Annotated in this window: 20 protein-coding genes; 19 read left to right on the forward strand and 1 reads right to left on the reverse strand. The window is 64.9% G+C overall.

Annotation, left to right across the window (positions count from 1 at the left end; all coding sequences use genetic code 11):
* Window positions 1–35 precede the first annotated feature (35 nt).
* From DV733_RS04850 to DV733_RS04900, 11 genes are all read left to right on the forward strand, one after another.
* Window positions 36–1,775 (forward strand): FlaD/FlaE family flagellar protein, encoded by a 1,740-nt coding sequence (locus tag DV733_RS04850; protein ID WP_049994063.1) that lies wholly within the window; start codon window positions 36–38, stop codon window positions 1,773–1,775.
* Window positions 1,759–2,190 (forward strand): hypothetical protein, encoded by a 432-nt coding sequence (locus DV733_RS04855; RefSeq protein ID WP_049994064.1) that lies wholly within the window; start codon window positions 1,759–1,761, stop codon window positions 2,188–2,190. The genes DV733_RS04850 and DV733_RS04855 overlap by 17 nt, the downstream gene beginning before the upstream one ends.
* Window positions 2,190–2,645 carry a hypothetical protein gene (locus DV733_RS04860; RefSeq protein ID WP_049994065.1) on the forward strand — a complete coding sequence of 152 codons (456 nt, stop codon included), beginning with the start codon at window positions 2,190–2,192 and terminating at the stop codon, window positions 2,643–2,645. Before DV733_RS04855 ends, DV733_RS04860 begins: the two co-directional genes overlap by 1 nt.
* Before the next feature lie 54 nt (window positions 2,646–2,699).
* Window positions 2,700–3,152 carry a flagellar protein G gene (locus tag DV733_RS04865; RefSeq protein WP_049994066.1) on the forward strand — a complete coding sequence of 151 codons (453 nt, stop codon included), beginning with the start codon at window positions 2,700–2,702 and terminating at the stop codon, window positions 3,150–3,152.
* Window positions 3,149–3,910 carry an ATPase domain-containing protein gene (locus DV733_RS04870; protein WP_049994067.1) on the forward strand — a complete coding sequence of 254 codons (762 nt, stop codon included), beginning with the start codon at window positions 3,149–3,151 and terminating at the stop codon, window positions 3,908–3,910. Before DV733_RS04865 ends, DV733_RS04870 begins: the two co-directional genes overlap by 4 nt.
* A gap of 2 nt (window positions 3,911–3,912) precedes the next feature.
* Window positions 3,913–5,592: a type II/IV secretion system ATPase subunit gene (locus tag DV733_RS04875; protein ID WP_049994068.1), complete on the forward strand. Its 1,680-nt coding sequence runs from the start codon at window positions 3,913–3,915 to the stop codon at window positions 5,590–5,592.
* Complete coding sequence (gene flaJ / locus DV733_RS04880) at window positions 5,592–7,337, forward strand: archaellar assembly protein FlaJ (RefSeq protein WP_049994069.1); 1,746 nt, start codon at window positions 5,592–5,594, stop codon at window positions 7,335–7,337. The genes DV733_RS04875 and flaJ overlap by 1 nt, the downstream gene beginning before the upstream one ends.
* A gap of 57 nt (window positions 7,338–7,394) precedes the next feature.
* Window positions 7,395–7,574: an HVO_2753 family zinc finger protein gene (locus DV733_RS04885; RefSeq protein WP_049994070.1), complete on the forward strand. Its 180-nt coding sequence runs from the start codon at window positions 7,395–7,397 to the stop codon at window positions 7,572–7,574.
* A gap of 2 nt (window positions 7,575–7,576) precedes the next feature.
* Complete coding sequence (locus DV733_RS04890) at window positions 7,577–7,843, forward strand: elongation factor 1-beta (RefSeq protein WP_049994071.1); 267 nt, start codon at window positions 7,577–7,579, stop codon at window positions 7,841–7,843.
* A 95-nt stretch (window positions 7,844–7,938) separates the two neighbouring features.
* Window positions 7,939–8,229: a 50S ribosomal protein L21e gene (locus DV733_RS04895; protein ID WP_049994072.1), complete on the forward strand. Its 291-nt coding sequence runs from the start codon at window positions 7,939–7,941 to the stop codon at window positions 8,227–8,229.
* Window positions 8,226–8,582 carry an RNA polymerase Rpb4 family protein gene (locus DV733_RS04900; RefSeq protein ID WP_049994073.1) on the forward strand — a complete coding sequence of 119 codons (357 nt, stop codon included), beginning with the start codon at window positions 8,226–8,228 and terminating at the stop codon, window positions 8,580–8,582. Before DV733_RS04895 ends, DV733_RS04900 begins: the two co-directional genes overlap by 4 nt.
* Here the strand turns inward: DV733_RS04900 and DV733_RS04905 are convergent, their stop codons facing one another.
* The gene (locus tag DV733_RS04905) at window positions 8,583–9,944 is read right to left on the reverse strand and encodes a RimK family alpha-L-glutamate ligase (RefSeq protein WP_049994074.1); all 1,362 of its coding nucleotides are present in this window, start codon (window positions 9,942–9,944) and stop codon (window positions 8,583–8,585) included.
* Window positions 9,945–10,038: 94 nt separating this feature from the next.
* On the opposite strand from DV733_RS04905, the gene DV733_RS04910 reads away from it, so the two are divergent.
* The 8 genes from DV733_RS04910 to DV733_RS04945 all read left to right on the forward strand — a co-directional run bounded on the left by DV733_RS04910 (window position 10,039) and on the right by DV733_RS04945 (window position 18,411).
* Entirely contained in the window at window positions 10,039–11,046 is a 1,008-nt protein-coding gene (locus DV733_RS04910) for a succinylglutamate desuccinylase/aspartoacylase family protein (protein WP_049994075.1), read from the forward strand.
* A 49-nt stretch (window positions 11,047–11,095) separates the two neighbouring features.
* The gene (locus tag DV733_RS04915) at window positions 11,096–11,677 is read left to right on the forward strand and encodes a DUF655 domain-containing protein (RefSeq protein WP_049994076.1); all 582 of its coding nucleotides are present in this window, start codon (window positions 11,096–11,098) and stop codon (window positions 11,675–11,677) included.
* A 1-nt stretch (window position 11,678) separates the two neighbouring features.
* Complete coding sequence (locus tag DV733_RS04920; RefSeq protein ID WP_049994077.1) at window positions 11,679–12,566, forward strand: 16S ribosomal RNA methyltransferase A; 888 nt, start codon at window positions 11,679–11,681, stop codon at window positions 12,564–12,566.
* Complete coding sequence (locus DV733_RS04925) at window positions 12,563–13,711, forward strand: mechanosensitive ion channel family protein (protein WP_049994078.1); 1,149 nt, start codon at window positions 12,563–12,565, stop codon at window positions 13,709–13,711. Before DV733_RS04920 ends, DV733_RS04925 begins: the two co-directional genes overlap by 4 nt.
* The gene (locus tag DV733_RS04930; protein ID WP_049994079.1) at window positions 13,711–14,307 is read left to right on the forward strand and encodes a HemK2/MTQ2 family protein methyltransferase; all 597 of its coding nucleotides are present in this window, start codon (window positions 13,711–13,713) and stop codon (window positions 14,305–14,307) included. Before DV733_RS04925 ends, DV733_RS04930 begins: the two co-directional genes overlap by 1 nt.
* Window positions 14,308–14,402: 95 nt before the next feature.
* The gene (locus tag DV733_RS04935) at window positions 14,403–16,283 is read left to right on the forward strand and encodes a restriction endonuclease (RefSeq protein ID WP_049994080.1); all 1,881 of its coding nucleotides are present in this window, start codon (window positions 14,403–14,405) and stop codon (window positions 16,281–16,283) included.
* 62 nt (window positions 16,284–16,345) lie between these two features.
* The gene (locus DV733_RS04940) at window positions 16,346–17,347 is read left to right on the forward strand and encodes a 5-methyltetrahydropteroyltriglutamate--homocysteine methyltransferase (protein WP_049994081.1); all 1,002 of its coding nucleotides are present in this window, start codon (window positions 16,346–16,348) and stop codon (window positions 17,345–17,347) included.
* Window positions 17,344–18,411: a methionine synthase gene (locus DV733_RS04945; protein WP_049994082.1), complete on the forward strand. Its 1,068-nt coding sequence runs from the start codon at window positions 17,344–17,346 to the stop codon at window positions 18,409–18,411. Before DV733_RS04940 ends, DV733_RS04945 begins: the two co-directional genes overlap by 4 nt.
* Window positions 18,412–18,468 lie beyond the last annotated feature (57 nt).

Below are 18,468 nucleotides of genomic sequence, written 5' to 3' on the forward strand. Positions count from 1 at the left end.
ACATTGAAGAGTCTGAAACCCGCTTTTTCATAGTAATGAGCGACTTCGCCGCTGTCGTCACACTGTTGAGTCTGGTCAGTGTGGCGACGCCGCTGAGCGACGCTGCGCCCTGGCTGGCTCGTCCGCTGGTGGCGCTGCCGGTAGATCCGGCCGTCCTGACGCTGTTCTCGGCGGGTGTGGTCGGGATGAGCATCAAGAACGTCTTCGACTCGATCCTCTCGGACGACGAGAGCGACGACGCCGAGGGCGGCGAGCAGATGGGTGACGGCTCGGGCCTGATGGGCGAAGAGGGCGACGACGACCTCGGCGGGCTCGGTGGCTTCGACGAGGGCGGCGACGACGAGTTCGGTGACTTCGGCGACGACGAGTTCGGCGACATGGACGGCGGCGGTGGTGGCGCCGACACCGACGAACTCCAGCACCGCCTGGACGAACTGGAAAACGAGGTCGGCAGCCTCTCCTCGACGGTCAACACCGTTCGCAACGAGAACGAGCAGATCAGCGAAACCGTCGACGACGTCGAGGAGAACGTCCGGAAACTGCTCGACATCTACGAGATGGTGACCCGCGGGGTCAACCCCTTCGCCGACGATATCGACGGGGGCGGCCTCGGCGGTGGTGGTGAGGACTCCTTCGGCCTGTTCGACGGTGACGACGAAGAGGAAGAGGAAGAGGAACTCGACGAGGACATCGCCAACGCCGACGCCGAAGGGTTCTTCGACGACGACCTGGTCGAGGACGAAGGCGACGACTTCGGCGGGTCGGTCGAGGACGTGATGGGCGGCGGTGGCGGCGACAGTGGCCCGAGCGCCGAGGACGCCTTCGAGGAGGAATTCAACGACGACTTCGAGATGGGAGACGGTGACGACGTGGCGATGGACGACGGCTTCGGTGACGACATGGCAATGGACGATGACTTCGACGACGGCGCATCGATGGACGACAGCGGCAGCGACGACGGTGGCGACGGTGGTGGCGGCAAGTCTTTCCAGGAACTCAAAGACGAATACGAGTCCGGCGACGCGGAGTGGGCCGAGGGCGAGGAACCAGCCGAGGGGGGGGACGCCGGGGCGTTCGACGACGAGGCCGACCTCGACGGCGTCGACGGTGGGTTCGGCGACGACCTCGTCGAGGACGACAGCGACGACGCGGGCGACGAGGACCTCGCCGACGACGACCTGTTCGACACCGTCATCGAAGAGGAACCCGACGACGAAGAGACCGCCGAGGCCGCACAGACGACCGAACCGGAGCCGGAGCCCGAACCGACCACGGAGGCGGAGCCAGCGACCGAACCAGAGCCGACCACGGACACCGATCCCGAGACGGCGCCCGGATCGGCCGCGGAGTCGGAGCCGACTGGCGAGACAGCGCCCGAACCGACGACGGAGACGACCGCCAGCCAGACGGGGTCGGCCGACACAGCGACGAACGGCGGCGAGGGCAAGCCATACCTCGGGACGTTGCCCGAGGGCTTCGGCATGGAGCTGATCGTCGTCGAGTGGCTGGAGTACCTCGTCGAGGAAGTCGGGATTCGCTCGACGGCCGAGGCGATCGACTACTACGAGCGGATCGACTGGATCAGCGAGTCCGTCGCCGACGACCTCCAGAACTACTTGCGTGGGTTCGAAACCGAGGGGGCGAGCGGGGAGTTGACCATCGATCATCACACCCAATCGTTGCAGTTCATCGGCCAGCTCAACGGTGGCGCCCCCGAGACGTCGGTGATGGGGCACCTGTTCTCCGGAGGTGGGTCCGATGGGCTTCAGCGTTAGCGGGTCGGCAGCCATCATCTTCGCCAGCCTGTTCATCGCCTTCGGGATGTTCTACACCGCCTCGGCCAACTCCTTCGAGTCCGTCTCGGACGCCCAGCAAGAGCGAGCCGATCTAAATCTCGACGAGCAAAACACCGCGATCGAGATCACCAACGCGACGACGAGCGGCGGCACGCTAACGGTCTGGGTCAACAACACCGGCGGCAGCTACGTGACGCTCTCGGGAACGTCGATCCTCGTCGACAACGACCTCCAGACCGGCTGGCGCTCGAGCGCAGCAGTCGACGGCGACGGGAGCACCGATCTCTGGTCGCCGGGCGAGCGTCTCGAACTGTCGCTGTCGGTCGAGACCGTTCCCGACCGAGTGAAAGTCATCACGAAGACCGGTATCGCAGACACGGAGGTGATCAACTGATGGGGTTCAGTGTCAGCGGTTCGTGGGTGCTGCTGTTCGTCGGTACCTTCGCTGCGTTCGGGTCGCTCTATTCGGCGACGGCGAACACCACCGAACACTACACGGACGCTCGCGATTTCCAGCGCAACCATCTCGCGGAGATCCAGGGGACCGACGTCTCGATCACGTCGGTCTCGCTGGCTGACGGCGTGGGGTGTGGCGTCAACGTCACCGTCGAGAATACCGGCGAGACCACGCTCGACAGCAACGAGACGGACCTGCTGTACGACAACGACTATCAGGCCAACTGGCAATCGAGTGCCCAGATCGAGGGTGACGACTCGACGGACATCTGGGAGCCCGGCCAGACCCTCTCGATCAGCGACGACGATGTGCCGGAAGCGCCCGACAGGATCAAGGTCGTCACGGGGCCGGGCGTCGCCGACACTGCGGAGGTGACGGGGCTGCAATGCTGACCGACAGCCACCGCGTTGGGTCGGCGACCGCGGCGACCGGGGAGGTGAGCCACCATGGCTAGCGTCTCCGCGTCGCATCTGATCCTGTTCATCGCCTCGATCCTTGTCGCTGCCTCCGTCTCAGGGGTGTTGACGAGCACGGTCGGGGACCTCTCGAACGCCATCGACGACACGGGCTTGCAGGTCAGTGACGACGTCCGGACCGATATCGAGATCATCAGCGACAGTGGTTCCGATGCCGTCTACAACGACACCGAGGGTAACATCACGCTCTACGTCAAGAACACGGGATCCTTGCAGTTGGCCGCCGATAGTAACACGATGGACGTGCTGGTCAACGGCCAGTACGAGACGGACGTGACTGTCACGCTGCTCGAGGATTCCGTCACGTGGGATTCGGGCGACGTCGTCCGCCTCGACATCAGCAGGAGTCTGGCGACCAACGAGGACCACCGGATCCAGCTGACGGTCAACGGTGACGAGGAGGTGTTCCAGTTCAACACATGAGTGTCGCAACGAACGATCTCTTCTCGCTCGGCATGGACGAACGGGACCGACTGAACAAGGAACTCGGCGGGGGCATCCCGCCCGGGAGCATCGTCCTCGTCGAGGGCGACTACGGGGCCGGGAAGTCCGCCATGAGCCAGCGCTTCTCCTACGGACTCTGTGAGACTGGCCACCGCGTGACGATGCTCTCGACCGAACTCACGGTCGGGAGCTTCCTCGACCAGATGCACAGCCTCGATTACGGGATGGTCGAGCACATGCTCGACGAGAACATCCTCTTTCTACACGCCGACATCGGCGACTCGAACAACTTCTCCAGCGAGAGCAGCGACGACGACCGCAAGGACCTGCTGCGCCGCCTGATGGAGGCCAACGTCATGTGGGACGCCGACGTGATTCTCATCGACACCTTCGACGCCATCCTGCGGAACGACCCCAAGTTCGAAGCCCTCGTGCGAAAGAACGAGGAACGGCAGGCCGCCCTGGAGATCATCTCCTTTTTCCGTGAGATCATCGCCCAGGGGAAAGTCATCGTCCTGACCGTCGACCCCTCGACGCTGGACGAGGACGCCATCGGGCCGTTCCGGTCGATCGCCGACGTTTTCCTCGAACTGGAGATGATCGAGGTCGGCAACGACGTCCGTCGTCAGATCTCGGTCAAGCGGTTCGCCGGCATGGGCGAGCAGGTCGGGGACACCATCGGATTCTCCGTCCGTTCTGGGACCGGGATCGTCATCGAATCACGGAGTGTGGCCTAACCATGACCGAGCAAGGACGTCCAAAACCGTCGGACGAACTGCGCCAGTACGCAGCCAAACGACCGCATCTGCGTGACCACCTGAAGAAGTTCAAGCAGATCACCGGCGAGTTCCCGATGTTCGTCGAGGAGGCCAAAGGCGAGTACGAGACCGATCGTCCCAACGTCCTCTATCCCGTCGGTGGGCCGATCTTCTGTCACATCTACGGCGACGTCGGCCAGGACATGAAGTACTACGCCATCGAGCCGGAACTGGCCGACGAGGAGCGCGTCGTTTTCAACAAGGTCCGGGATCGGCTGCTCGAACGCAGCGTCAACAAGCCTGCCCCGACAGACGAAGCCGAGTACGACGACCGCATCGAGGAACTGCTCGGCGAGACCACCAACGTCAAGAAAAACGAGAGTGGCAACGGTGTCCTGAGTCGCCTGCGAAACCTCTCTAGCGTGGGCAAAATCGATGTCAAACCCGAAACCTACGAGAACATCCGCTACCGTCTCAACCGGGACATCGTCGGTCTGGGCCCGCTGGAGCCGATCATGCGTGATCCGGCCAACGAGGACATTCACGTCATCGGCCGCGACGAGTGTTACGTCGACCACGGCGTCTTCGGCATGCTCGAGACGACCGTCGAGTGGAACAGCAAGGAGGACTTCGACCAGTGGCTCCGGAACATGGGCGAGCGCATCGGCGACCCCGTCTCCGATTCGGATCCCATCGTCGACTCGACGCTCCCCGACGGATCGCGTCTGAACCTGATCTACTCCGACGACGTGAGCCTCAAGGGACCCTCCCTGACCATCCGGCAGGGCGACGAGACGCCGCTGTCGATGTTCCAGATCACGAAGTGGGGGACGCTGTCCCCGCAACTGGCCGCGTATCTCTGGCTCTGTCTCGAGAACGAGCAGACGGTGTTCGTCGTCGGAGAGACCGCGTCCGGGAAGACCACCACGCTGAACGCCTCCTTCGCGTTCATCCCCCGTGACCACAAAATCTACACCGCAGAGGACACCGCAGAGGTCATTCCACCCCACGATACCTGGCAACAACTGCTGACCCGTGAGGGTGACGAGGAAGACGGCGGCACCGGCGTCGACATGTTCGACCTGGTCGCGGCCGCACTGCGTTCGCGCCCCGACTACATCATCCTCGGCGAGGTCCGTGGTGAGGAGGGGCGGATGGCGTTCCAGGCCGCCCAAACTGGCCACCCGGTCATGCTGACGTTCCACGCCTCCGATATCGTCTCGATGATCCAGCGCTTTACCGGCGAGCCGATCAACGTCCCAGAGACGTTCATGGACGTCGCCGACGTCGCGCTGTTCCAGAACCGCGTCAAGCAGGGCGACGACGTGCTGCGTCGCGTGACGTCGGTCCAGGAGATCGAGGGGTACTCCAAGGAGATGGAGGGCGTGATCACTCGGCAGGTGTTCTACTGGGACCCGGTCGAGGACGAGATCGTCTTCCAGGGGATGAACAACTCCTACGTGCTCGAAGAGCAGATCGCGACCCTGCTGGGCTACGAGGACACCCGCGAAATATACGACGACCTGCAGTTCCGTGCGGACATCATCCAGCGCGCCATCCAGGAGAACATCCTCGGCTACCACGAGGTCAACGAATTCATCGCGAACTACCAGCGTGACGGCCTCGAAGGAATCCCGTTCGACATCCACCGCCCAGACTGATGGCGACGAAAGACTCTGCGTCGGCGGACCTCTCGCTGTCGAGCACCTTCGCAGGACTGCTCGATTCGTACCGGCGGATGGACATCCCGCTGCAGCGGTACCTCCTGACGATCCTGTTGCCGGCGGTCGTGTTTTTCTTCGTGACGATCCTGGCCGCGCTGTTTCTGGACCTCCCCGCGGTGGCGACGGTCCCGATGCCCCTGCTCGGTGTGTTGATGCTCGTGACCGCGGTGTTCTACCCCAAGATCCAGCTCTCCCAGCGCAAGCGCGAACTCAACAACCGTTTTCACCTGATGGTCACGCACATGACCGTCCTCTCGACGACGAAGATCGACAGGATGGAAGTCTTTCGCGCACTCGCAGAGGAAGACGAGTACGGGGAACTCGCCACCGAGCTGGGTCGGATCGTCGAACTGGTCGACACATGGAACCAGAGCCTCGACGACGCGCTGCGCCGTCGCGCCAAGCAGGTGCCCAGCGACACGCTCTCTGATTTCTTCGATCGGCTGGCGTACAACCTCGGGGCCGGACAGGCCCTGGAGGACTACCTCGTCAGCGAGCAGGACATGATAATCGAGAACTACACGACAGTCTACGAGGGGACCCTGGGGAACCTGAACGTCATGAAGGACCTCTACCTGTCGATGATCCTCTCGATGACGTTCGCGCTGGTGTTCGCGGTCGTCCTCCCGGTGCTGACTGGGACGAACCCGACGATGACCGTCAGCGCCGTCATCCTCCTCTTTATCTTCGTGCAGACGGGGTTCTACATCGCCATCCGCTCGATCGCCCCTCACGACCCGGTCTGGTTCCATCCCGAGGAGTACCCGTCGCCGGTCGACGGTCGGCTCAACAAGATGTTCGCGATCGGGATCGGGCTGTCGCTCCTGCTGGCGTTTATCACCTACGGCGGCCGGATGGGAATCAGCCCCATAACACTCGACATGATCACGCCGTTCTGGTCGCCGCCACCGTTGCCGCTGTACGCCGCGGTCCCGATCACGCCGCTTCTCATCCCGGGGCTGGTGATCCGGGCCGAAGAACAGCGGATCCAGGGCCGCGACGAGGAGTTCCCCAGTTTCATCCGCGGACTCGGTGCCACCGAGGGCGCAAAGCAGTCGACGACCTCGACGGTCCTGAAGACACTCCGCAAGAAGGACTTCGGCCCGCTCACGCCCGAGATTGACAACCTCTACAAGCGGTTGAACATGCGAATCGAACCCGCCAGCGCGTGGCGACACTTTACTGCGGAGTGTCGGTCCTACCTCATCCAGACGTTCTCGGAGATGTACCTCGTCGGGCGCGGGATGGGCGGCGACCCCAAGCAACTCGGTGAGTTGATCGCCGAGAACATGAACCAGGTGCTACAGTTGCGCCAGCAGCGCAGACAGGAGACGACGACCCTGATCGGCCTCCTCTATGGGATCACCGCCGCCTCGACCTTCGCCTTTTTCATCGGGCTGCAGGTCGTCAACCTCCTGACCGAGCTGAGCCTCGATCTCGCCAGCAGCAGCGAGTTCAACGTCGCTTCACTGATCAACACCAGCGTCTACAACATTCCGTTCATCGAGTTCCTGCTGATCATCATCGTCGTCTTCAACGGGTTGCTGTCGGCGCTGATGATCCGCACCCTCGACGGCGGCCACAAAATGAACTCCTACATGCACTTCGTCATCCTGACGTGGCTCGGTGCGCTGACCGCCATCTTCACCAAGTGGATGGTCACGCAGTTCCTCGGGATCTGAGGGTGACAATCCGCTTTGGCAACCGTTAAAAGCCGCGATGTGAAAGGACGTGTACGGATGAGCGAGAGCCAACAGAAGCGGCGGCAAAAGTGCATCTCCTGTGGGATCAACATCTCCGGGACCAACGCCGCTGCGTTCAAGTGCCCCGACTGCGGGCACCAGATCTACCGCTGTGCGAAGTGCCGCAAGCAGAGCAACCTCTATGAGTGCCCCGACTGCGGGTTCACCGGACCATAACCATGGGAAAAGTCGCTGCCAAGATCAAGGTCATGCCGAACAGCCCGGACGTCGACCTGGACGCCCTCCAGGACCGTCTCGAAGCAGCCCTCCCCGAGGGCGCGAAGATCAACGGTTTCGAGCGTGACGACGTGGCTTTCGGCCTCGTCGCACTGCTTCCGACCGTGATCGTCCCCGACGAATCCGGCGGCACCGAAGCCGTCGAAGAGGCCTTCGGCGAGGTCGAGGGCGTCGAGAGCGTCTCCGTCGAGAACGTCGGCCGCGTCTGATCGAGTCGTTTTCCCGCGCCGTCCGTGTCACCGCCGGCCACGACAGTAGCGGAACGCACGTTTTATATGGCCGACCGGACTACCGAACGGCAAGAATGCCCAGTTCGAACGGTCCGCTCAAGGGAACACGCAACAAGCTCAAAAACGACCCCCGCGACCGGGGGACCTCGCCGCCACAGCGCGCCGTCCAGCAGTTCGAGGCGGGCGACACCGTCCACCTCGCGATCGACCCCAGCGTCAACGAGGGTCGCTTCCACCCGCGCTTCAACGGCCACACCGGCACCGTCGCCGGTAGCCAGGGCAAGGCCTACAAGGTCGAGATCACGGACGACGGCGTCGAGAAGACGCTGATCGTCAAGCCTGCGCACCTCCGACGACAGGAATGACGATCTTCAAAGAGATCGTCGACGAGGAGTACCTGACCCTCGCGGAGGCGAAGGAGCACCTCGAAGACATCGAACGCGAGCGCGCACTCGACGAGGATCGCGAGATGCGCTACGAGCTCACGCGGGCCGTCGAGCACGTCAACCGCTTCGCGGTGTTAGACGTCGAAGAGTCCGAGGAGTTCGTCGCCGAACTCCAGGAGCTGGAAAAGATCGACGAGGCGACCGCCTACAAGATCGCCAACCTCCTGCCGCAGGATCGAGACGAACTCCGTGCCGTCTTCGCCCAGGAGCGGTACTCGCTGTCTGGCGAGGAACTCGACGACGTGCTCAACGTCGTCGCGAAGTACGTCTGATCACTCCTCGGCGCTCTCTTCTTCCTCGTTGTCCTCGTCTTCGCCGTCGACGTCGACCCGGCGAGAGACGTCGACGCGATAGTTCTGGAGGATATCCCGGCCGAGCAGGACGGGGTACTGCATGTGACTACGGTCTTCGACGCTGGCGGTGACGGTGTGGCGGCTCCCGCCGACGGCGACGACCAGATCGACGACCGGCCGGCTCTTGGAGGCCTTGCGGCTGCCGGATTTGACCTTCGTGATCGACTTGATCGGGCCAGCACCGATGTCGGCGGCCAGTCCGGTGTCGATGCTGGTCCGGGTCGCGCCGGTGTCGGATTTCGCCAGAACGGTCTTCGAGCCGCTCGTGCCGCTGACGATGACTTCCTCGATGTAGCCGATGGTCTGTGGCTCTCGGGTGCTGGCCGTGACGGTGCTGGGCCGGCAGTCGGGCACCGAGTCGTCCAGTACCGCGGCCAGTTCCGCGACTCGATCCTCGTCGATCGTGCCACCGCCCCGCTCGATCGCGTGCGCGGCGATGTAGGGCGCGGGGCTGTGCCCGGTCGCCTCGTAGAGACCCTTGAATCCCGCCGTCGGATTGACTTCGAGGACGAGCCAGCCGTCCTCGCTCTCGACGAGGTCGACGCCGGCGTAGTCCAGTTCGACGGCGTCGGTCGCCCGGCGCGCGATCTCCAGCACCGAGTCGGGGACGTCGTCGGTGGCGTCGACGACCTCACCGCCGAGGGCGACGTTGGTCCGCCAGTCGTTCTCGGGGGCGTAGCGATACATCGCGCCGACAACCGTGTCGTCGACGACGTACACCCGGAGGTCACGAGCCCGCGCGTCGGGGTCGCGCTCGACGAGCGACTGGAGGAACGCGTAGCGGTTGCCGACCCGGGCGTTGACGCGGTCACCGGGACCGACCTTCCAGGTGCCGCCGCCGTTGGTTCCGATGGCAGTCTTGTAGACGGCCTCGGTGTCTGCGTCGGTCAGCCAGGCGTTGAGGCGTTCGGACTCCAGGGCCAGCAGCGCGTCGGGGACGGGGACGGCTGCGTCTGACAGCGCTGCGGCCGTCGTGACCTTGTGCATCGCGGTCAGCGTGGCGGCGGGTTCGTTCAGCGTCGGCCGCAGGCGGGCGAGCGTGTTCGCCAGCCCGAGTTCCTCGCAGGGTTCGGTCGACTTCGAAAGCAACAGGCGATTGACGACGACGTCGACGTCAGGCTGGAGAGTCACCTCGCCGTCGGTGACGTCGACGACGAGATTCTCCCGGCGGAGCCACGCGGGATCGTGGCCCAGTGCCTCGACGGCGTTGCAGATGGCCTTGGTCTCCTTGCTGTTGTGAAGGCTCAGGACACCCACGGTGACGGGCCTCGGTGCGGTCATAGACAGACGTGAGTCGGCGGCGGTGAAGAACCCTCGGCCGACCCGTCCCGGAGTGGGCGTCACACGTTTTACTATTCCGCGCCACGGGAACTGTATGGACGACGAGGAACCGTTCACCTACGACGGTGGGCGGGTCGATCCGGGCGAGACCCAGAACCTCCGATATACGGTCAGCGAGACGTATCTGGGCGACCCAGTCAAGATGCCGGTGACGATCGTCAACGGCGAGCGGCCGGGACCGTCGATCGCGCTCACGGCCGCGGTCCACGGGGACGAACTCAACGGAATCGAGGTCGTCCGCGAGGTCGCCCACGAGTGGGATCTCACGGACCTCGCTGGAACGCTCGTCTGTCTCCCAGTGCTGAACGTCCCGGGGTTCGTCGCACAGGAGCGATACCTCCCGGTCTACGACAGGGATCTCAATCGCGCGTTCCCGGGCGAAGTCGGCGGGACCAGTTCCAAACGGATGGCCCGGTCGATCTTCGACAACTTCCTCGAGCCCTGTGACCTCTGTGTCGACTTCCACACGTCGACCCGAGGACGTTCGAACATGCTCCACGTCCGGGCGGAGATGGCCAACAAGCGCGTCGAGCGGTTGGCCCGCGCGTTCGCCTCGAACGTGATCATCGACACCGAGGGGACCGCCGGGACGCTCCGCCGGGAGGCCACCAGGGCCGGCGTGGCGACAGTCACGATCGAGATGGGTGAAGCCCATCGGTTCCAGCGCTCGCTCATCGATCAGGCACTGGAGGGTATCCGGAGCGTCTTTGCCGAGTACGGCGTCCTGAAAACCGAGGTCGTCAGGTGGCCCGGGTGGCGGACCGTCGTCGACGGTTCCAGCGAGAAGACGTGGGTGCGGGCCGACGCGGGCGGTCTCGTGGACATGCACGCCGACCGCGGCGCGTTCGTCGAAGCTGGGTCGACCATCTGTACGATCGCCAACCCCTTCAAGACCGCGACAGTGAGGGTCCACGCGCCGTTCGACGGCGTGTTGATCGGCGTCCTCGAGAACCCCGTCGTCTACCCCGGCAATCCCCTCTGTCACCTGGTGAAAGTCGACCAGCCGACACAGCGCGCGATCGAGCGCAGTCAGTCAGCGTGATGGCGCGATCTGCGGGTCTTTAAGTGTATTCTCGTCGTAGCGTTCGAGCATGACCAACGGGGACACCGACGACAGTTCGTCGGACGTACCGACAGCCGTCGTCCTCGACTATCTGCCACACGGCCGTTCGAGCGACGACCGACCCCAGTACGAGAAAGAGCCGCTCGCCTTCGCAGTCTCGACCGGCGCGTTCCGACTGTACGAGATGGTGCTGACCGACGACGCCGACATCTCGATCGGTGACCGCGTCCCCGTCGACCGCGGCGCGGGAGTCGAACGCCTCCACCAGATCGACTACGAGGACCTGCCGGGTGGCGCTCAGTCCGAACTTGCGTACGCAATCGAGGACATCATCGACGCCGACACCCAGCGGTTCGTCGACTTCTACAACGACGCCCAGCCGATCACGACCCGCCTGCACGCGCTGAACCTCCTGCCCGGGATCGGCAAGAAGCTGCGGAACAACATCCTCGACAAACGCAAGCGCCGCCCCTTCGAGAGTTTCGAGGATCTGGAAGCCCGCGTCAGCGGCCTCCACGATCCCAAGGAGGTGCTGATCGAGCGCATCCTCGAAGAGATCAGCGAGGAAGATCTGAAGTACCGGATCTTCGCCCAGCGCGACAGCGAGTAAGATGGACGGACCCGACCACGAGGGGGACGCTGGCAGCACCCTCGACGACGACCGCGAGTTTCGCGACCCCGACGCACTGCTCGCTCGCGCCGGTTCGCGCGGCGACCCCAACCGCGACCAGCACTTCCTGGTCGACGACCGCGTGCTCGACCGGCTGCCGAGCTACGCGACCGAGATCGACGCCGACCTGAGCCACGTGCTGGAGATCGGCGCGGGCAACGGCGCGCTCACCGATCGACTGCTCGCGGTCGCCGAGAAGGTCACCGCGGTCGAACGCGACCCCGACCTCGCCGCGTTCCTCCGCGAGGAGTTCGCCGACGAGATCGCGGCCGGTCGCCTGACCGTGATCGAGGGCGACGCGCTGAACGTCGACCTGCCCGAGTTCTCCGCGTCGATCTCGAATTTGCCCTACGGCGTCTCCAGCGAGATCACCTTCCGACTGTTGCCTCGTGGCGTCCCACTGATCCTGATGTTCCAGCAGGAGTTCGCAGAACGGATGGCCGCCGACCCCGGGACCGACGAGTACGGCCGCCTGTCGGTGACGACGGGCCACTACGCCGACGTCGAGGTGGTCGAGCCCGTTCCCAAAGAGGCGTTCTCGCCGCCGCCGGCCGTCGAGAGTGCGGTCGTCCGGGCGCTGCCCCGCGAGCCCGACTACGAGGTTCCTGACGACGAAGTGTTCATGGACTTCGTGAAGGCCGTGTTCACCCAGCGCCGGAAGACGATGCGCAACGCGATCCGCAACACCGGCCACATCTCGGGGCTGGACGACCCCGACGCGGTGGTCGACGCTGCCGAGAAATCGCTGATGAGCAAACGGGCAGGTGACGTCACGCCCGCCGAGTTCGCGAACCTGGCACGCCTCGCGGTCGAGGTGGGCGAGCCGTGAGCGCGGCCGGGACTGTCCCTGTCGACGTCCCACTCGCTGCCGTCGGTCAGCTATTCTCGACTCCGACCGAGCGGTGGGCGGGGACCGCGGCGGTGCTGGTCGGCGTGCTCCTCGCCAGCTGGGCCATCCGCCAGGTCGGACTGGTGTTGCGGGACCGCTACGATCCGAGCGGGAGTCTCCTCGAAGCCGCGCAAGCGGCGCTGATCGTCGTCCTCTCGGCGGCCGCGATCGCCGCCGTCCTGAACATCTGGGACGCCAGCGCGGAAGCGACGGCCATCTCGGAGACATTCGACCCCAGCCCGACGACGGTCGTCCGGGCGCTGGTGTCACTGCTGTTGTTGCTGGGGGCGTGGGGCGCGACCGTGTTCGCGAAGCGGCTGATCAACGTCGTCTTCGAGGAACACGACGCCTTCTCGCGCCACCAGCGCGAGGTCGGCTACCACGTCGTCCAGCTCTCGCTGTACCTGCTCGCGCTCGTCGCCGGCGTCGCCGTCTGGGGGATCGATCTCTCTGACATCCTGCTCGGGGCCGGCTTCCTGTCGGTCGTCGTCGGACTGGCAGCCCGCCAGACGCTGGCGTCGGTGCTGGCGGGATTTGTCCTCCTCTTTGGCCGGCCGTTCGACATCGGCGACTGGATCGCCGTCGACGAACACGAGGGGATCGTCACCGACGTCTCGATCTTCAACACCGAAGTGCGGACGTTCAACGGCGAGTACGTCACCGTGCCAAACGACGTCGTGACCGCGAAGAGCCTCGTCAATCGCTCGCGGCGGGGCCGCCTCCGGATCGACGTCGAGGTCGGCGTCGACTACGACGAGGACGTCGAGCAGGCCCGCGAGCTGGCGACCGAAGCCATGCGCGACATCGACATCGAGGAGATCCGCGACCACCCCAAACCCAGAACAGTCCTGACGGGATTCGGCGACTCTGCGGTCGTCATGGAGCTTCGATTCTGGGTCGACGACCCGACGGCCGAGCGACGGTGGACCGCCCAGACCGCGGTCGTCAGGTCGGTCAAGGACGCCTTCGAAGAGAGCGAGGTGACGATCCCGTTCCCACAGCGGACGCTCAGCAGTCGCCCGCCCGACGGGCTGCAGCTTCGAGGCGAGAGCCGGGCCGTCTCCGAGTCGGGTGAGGCTGAATGATGGGAGACGAGGAAGTTGACGAGGGAGTGCCGGCGCTGGCCGAACGGCGCGACCTCGAGCAGGTCTATCAGCCGGCCGAGGACTCACACCTGCTGGCCGAGGCCGCCCGCGAGGCCGTCGAACCGGGCGAGCGCGCACTCGACGTCGGGACCGGCTCGGGCTACGTCGCCAGTGCGCTTGCCGAGGCCGGTGCCGAAGTGGTCGCGACCGACGTCAATCCACTGGCCTGCGAGCAGGCGCGTGAATCGGGAGTCCCGGTCGTCCAGGCCAACCTCGCCGACCCCTTTCGAGCGTCGGTGTTCGACCTCGTGACGTTCAACCCGCCCTATCTGCCGACGCCACCCGAGGAAGCCATGAACGACTGGATGGAACGGGCGCTGTCGGGCGGCGAGAGCGGCCGCGTAGTGATCGCACCCTTTCTGGAAACCGCCGGTCGCGTGCTCGCGCCCGACGGGCGGGTCCTCCTGCTCGTGAGCACGCTCACGGACGTCGAGGCGGTCGAAGAGCTGGCAACTGCGGCCGGCTTCACCACCCGAGAGGTCGCCGACGAATCCCATCCCTTCGAACGACTGGTCGTCCTCGAACTCCGTCGCTGAGACGCTCGCTCGATTATTTCCGCTCGAACGTGTCTGATCTGTTCCACAGGCGTTACGTAGTATTGGTGTCACTATAGTACGATACGGAGCCGGGCATGGGGACAGTTATCGACGTCCACGGATCGGGAAAGGCAGGCCTCGACGCGGCGACAGACGAGCGTCTGAGCGGGCAGTATCTGGCAGACAGGCCGCTCTCGGCGTCGGTCGGCGACAACGAGCAGGTGGCGTTCGTCATCGTGAACAAGCGCGGTGGTGTGACCGTCGAGCGAAAAAGTGGGAGCGAGAGCTACAAGCCGGGCCGGAACTACCGGACACTGGTCGCAGTGACGGACGTCCGGCTGTTGATCGCAGTCGGCGGTGCGGGCGAGAGCGGCGACCGGATCGTCTCGGTCCCGCTGTCGACGATCACTGGCGTCGACACCGAGAGCAGCTTTCTCGGCGGGGCGCTGGTCGTCGCGACCGACGCGGGCGAGCGGTGGTCGATTCCGTGTCGGGACGACCTCGATCCCGTCGTGTCGTATCTCCAGCACGCCAAGCGAGCGTGGTCGAAGGTCGACCGGCTACTGGCGGAAGTCGACGAACGGATCGGGGCGGCCGAAGACCGTCTCGAAACCGGGGACCACGAGGGGGCACTCGAAGCGGCCGACGACGCCATCTCGGTCGTTGCCCACGCCCGCGAGGAACTCGGGACGTTCGAGATGGGGCGTGGCGTCGTCGCCAACGCCGATTTCGAGCGTCGCGAGGCGTCGATACGGACGGTCCAGCGGCGGGTCCACGCAGGCGTCGCCAGCGAACAGGTGGAGCAGGCCCGAGACACGGCCGAGGCCGACCGCTACCGCGAGGCACACGACCACTTCGAGCGCGCCAGAGCGGCCTGCGAGCGGGCGCTGGCGATCGACGCCGACGAACCGAGCGAGGACGACCTCACTGAACGACAGGGCGAGATCGAGCGCGAACTGCGCGATCTCGAAGGCGCACCCGCCGCGGCCGCGGCCGACGTGCTCGACGAGGCCCGCGAGATCGACGACCCCAGCGAGCGAGCGGCGGCGCTGGAGGACGCTCTCGAGGCCCAGCGCGACCTGCTGGGGCTATGCTGGGGGCCCGAGGCAGCGTTCGACGGTGACCCCGAAGAGATTCGCGAACGGATCGTCGCGATCGTCGAGGAGATCCTCGCAGCCCGTCTCGACGCAGTCAGACGATCGCTGGTCGCAGCCGATCGCCTGGACGTCCGTGATCGGGGAGACGACGCGCTCGCGGAGTGCGCTCGTGCTACCGAGCATATCGACGCGGCGCGTGCGGTCGCCCGCGAGCTACTGCCCGAACGGGTCGAGGCGCTGGACACCTGGGCCGAAACGGTCGACGAACAGCGCGCCAGAGTCCAGAAAGACGATTCCGGAACGACGGCCGCCGTCTCCGGTGTGAGTAGCGACGCCGCGGCGGCCGGACCAACCACAGCCGAGTCCACGGAACCGACAGACGCAGTCGTTGCCGGAATCGCGACCGTCGACGACGCGTCGGCCGGCAGCGAGGACGATACTGGACCGCCAGTGGCGGGCGAAGAAATCGAGCCCGAATCGCTGGCCGAACGGTTGGCGACACTCGATAAATCGGCATTCACCAGCCTGATCGCGGACGTCTGGCGAGACCTGGGCTGGCGGACGACGGCGTTCACCGAATCGATCGACCAGTACGACGTGATGGCGACCCGGGCAGACCCGGTCGAACTCCGCATGCTGATCTGGGCAGTCCACCGTCCCGACGGCGACCTCGACACCGCGGTCGTCGACCGATGTGCGACCGATCGGGCGAACGTCGACCGGGCCGACGTCGCCGCGCTCGTGACGACCGGCGCAGTCCCGGAGGCAGTCCGCGAGCGCGCGAGCGAACACAACGTCAAACTCCTCGAACGAACGGACCTGCTCGACCTGCTCGAACGCGAGCAGTTGGCCCACCTGATCGACGGTCTCCGCCAATAATTACTACAGGGCATTTCTCGAAGTAGTAAATATTAAAGCTCGTCATTTCGTAGTCCACTCCAATGACAGACATCGTATCGACGACACCGGGTCTGTATCCGTTGCCGGACTGGGCGAAAGACGACCTCTCGGGGCTGAAAGGCCACCAGAAAGACGACCTCATCAGCGGTGACGAGGGCGAGGAGATCGTCTCCGTCTACGACGAAGCCCGCGCCGACGTGATCGAAACTCAGCAGGCCGCCGGGCTGGATCGCGTGGTCGAGGGTCAGCTCCGCTGGGACGACATGCTGGCCCACCCGCTGGCAGTCCACGACAGCGTCGACACCCGCGGGATCGTCCGCTACTACGACAACAACAACTTCTATCGGGAGCCGGTCGTCACCGACTCCCTCTCGAAGGACGGCGGTGACGTCGCCGCCGACCTCGGTGCGGCCGCCGATCTGGTCGACGACGAGGCTCTGCAGGCTGTGCTGCCGGGTCCCTATTCGCTGGCGGATCTGGCGACTGACGAGTACTACGAGGACGAGGCGGAGTTCCTCGACGCCGTCGCCTCGTTCCTGCGCGAGGAAGTGAACGAGTTCCCCGAGGTCGAGACGCTGTTCCTGCTCGAACCGTCGCTCGTGACCGACGCGCCCGGCGACGGCGCGGACGAACGCGCCAGCGAGGCGATCGATTCGGTCGCCAGCGCCGCCGACGCCGAGGTCGTCGTCCAGACCTACTGGGGCGCGCTGGAGGAGAAGGTCCACGCCCATCTGCTCGACGCCGACGTCGACGCCGTGGGCTACGACTTCGTGACCGACCACGAGGCCAACCTCTACAACATCAACGAGTACGGCACGAAAGACGACATCGCCTTGGGCGTCGTCGACGGCCAGAACACGCTGGTCGAGACGCCCGGCGAGATCCGCGAGCGGATCGAGTGGGTCGACGAACAGACCGCCAACGACTTCGAGACCGTCTACGCGACTGCCAACACCGAGCTGTTCTACCTCCCCGTCAACAAGTTCGAGGAGAAACTCCAGGCGCTCGCTGGCGTCGCCGAAGTCGAGGAGGTGCAAGCATGAGTACACGAGAGCAATTCCGACCGGAGGATCACGAGAACGACCACTTCCTGCTGACGACCGTCGTCGGCTCCTATCCCAAGCCCAAGTGGCACGACCGCGCCCGCGAACTGTTCGAGGATGACGACTCGGACTTCGATCTCGACGACTGGGAAGAGTCCAAAGACGACGCCGCCCGACTCATCACTGAAGAGCACGAACGCGCGGGCGTCGACGTCGTCACCGACGGCGAGATGCGCCGCAACGAGATGGTCGAGTACTTCGCCCACCGGATCGACGGCTACGACTTCAACGGCCGCGTCAAAGTGTGGGGGCACAACTACTTCGACAAGCCCTCCGTGGTCGACGAAGTCGAGTACGACGAGCAGTGGCTGGTCGAGGAGTTCGAGTTCACGAACGACGTCGCCGACGCCCCAGTCAAAGTGCCGATCACTGGCCCGTACACCCTGGCGTCGTGGAGCTTCAACGAGGTCTACGACGACGAGGAGCAGTTGACCTACGCGCTGGCCGACCTCGTGAACGAGGAGATCGAGGCGCTCGTCGATGCGGGTGCCCGCTACATCCAGATCGACGAGCCCGCGCTGGCGACGACGCCGGACGACCACGCCATCGTCGGCGAGGCCCTCGAACGGATCGTCGACGACGTGCCCGAGGACGTGCGCCTGGGCTTGCACGTCTGTTACGGCGACTACTCGCGGATCTACCCCGAGATTCTGGACTACCCGGTCGAGGAGTACGACCTCGAACTGGCCAACGGCGGCTACGAGCAACTGGACGTCTTCAAGGACGACGAGTTCACCAAGGACTTCGCGATGGGCGTCGTCGACGTCCACACCGCCGAGGTCGAGTCCGTCGAGGAGATCAAGGAGAACATCAAGAAGGGGCTGGAGGTCGTCCCGCCGGAGCAACTGACCGTCTCGCCGGACTGCGGTGTGAAGCTACTGCCCCGAGAGGTCGCCTACGGCAAGATGGAGAATATGGTGAAGGCGGCTCGCGAGATCGAGCAGGAACTCGACGCTGGCGAGATTGATGTTGTGGCTGGTGCGGAAGCGAGTGCGGACGACTGAACTAGCGTACGCGGCTGAAGGCCACGTTTCACTGAACCGAGCGGAGCGAGGTTCAGC

This window comes from Halapricum salinum (genome assembly GCF_004799665.1).
Taxonomy (GTDB): domain Archaea; phylum Halobacteriota; class Halobacteria; order Halobacteriales; family Haloarculaceae; genus Halapricum; species Halapricum salinum.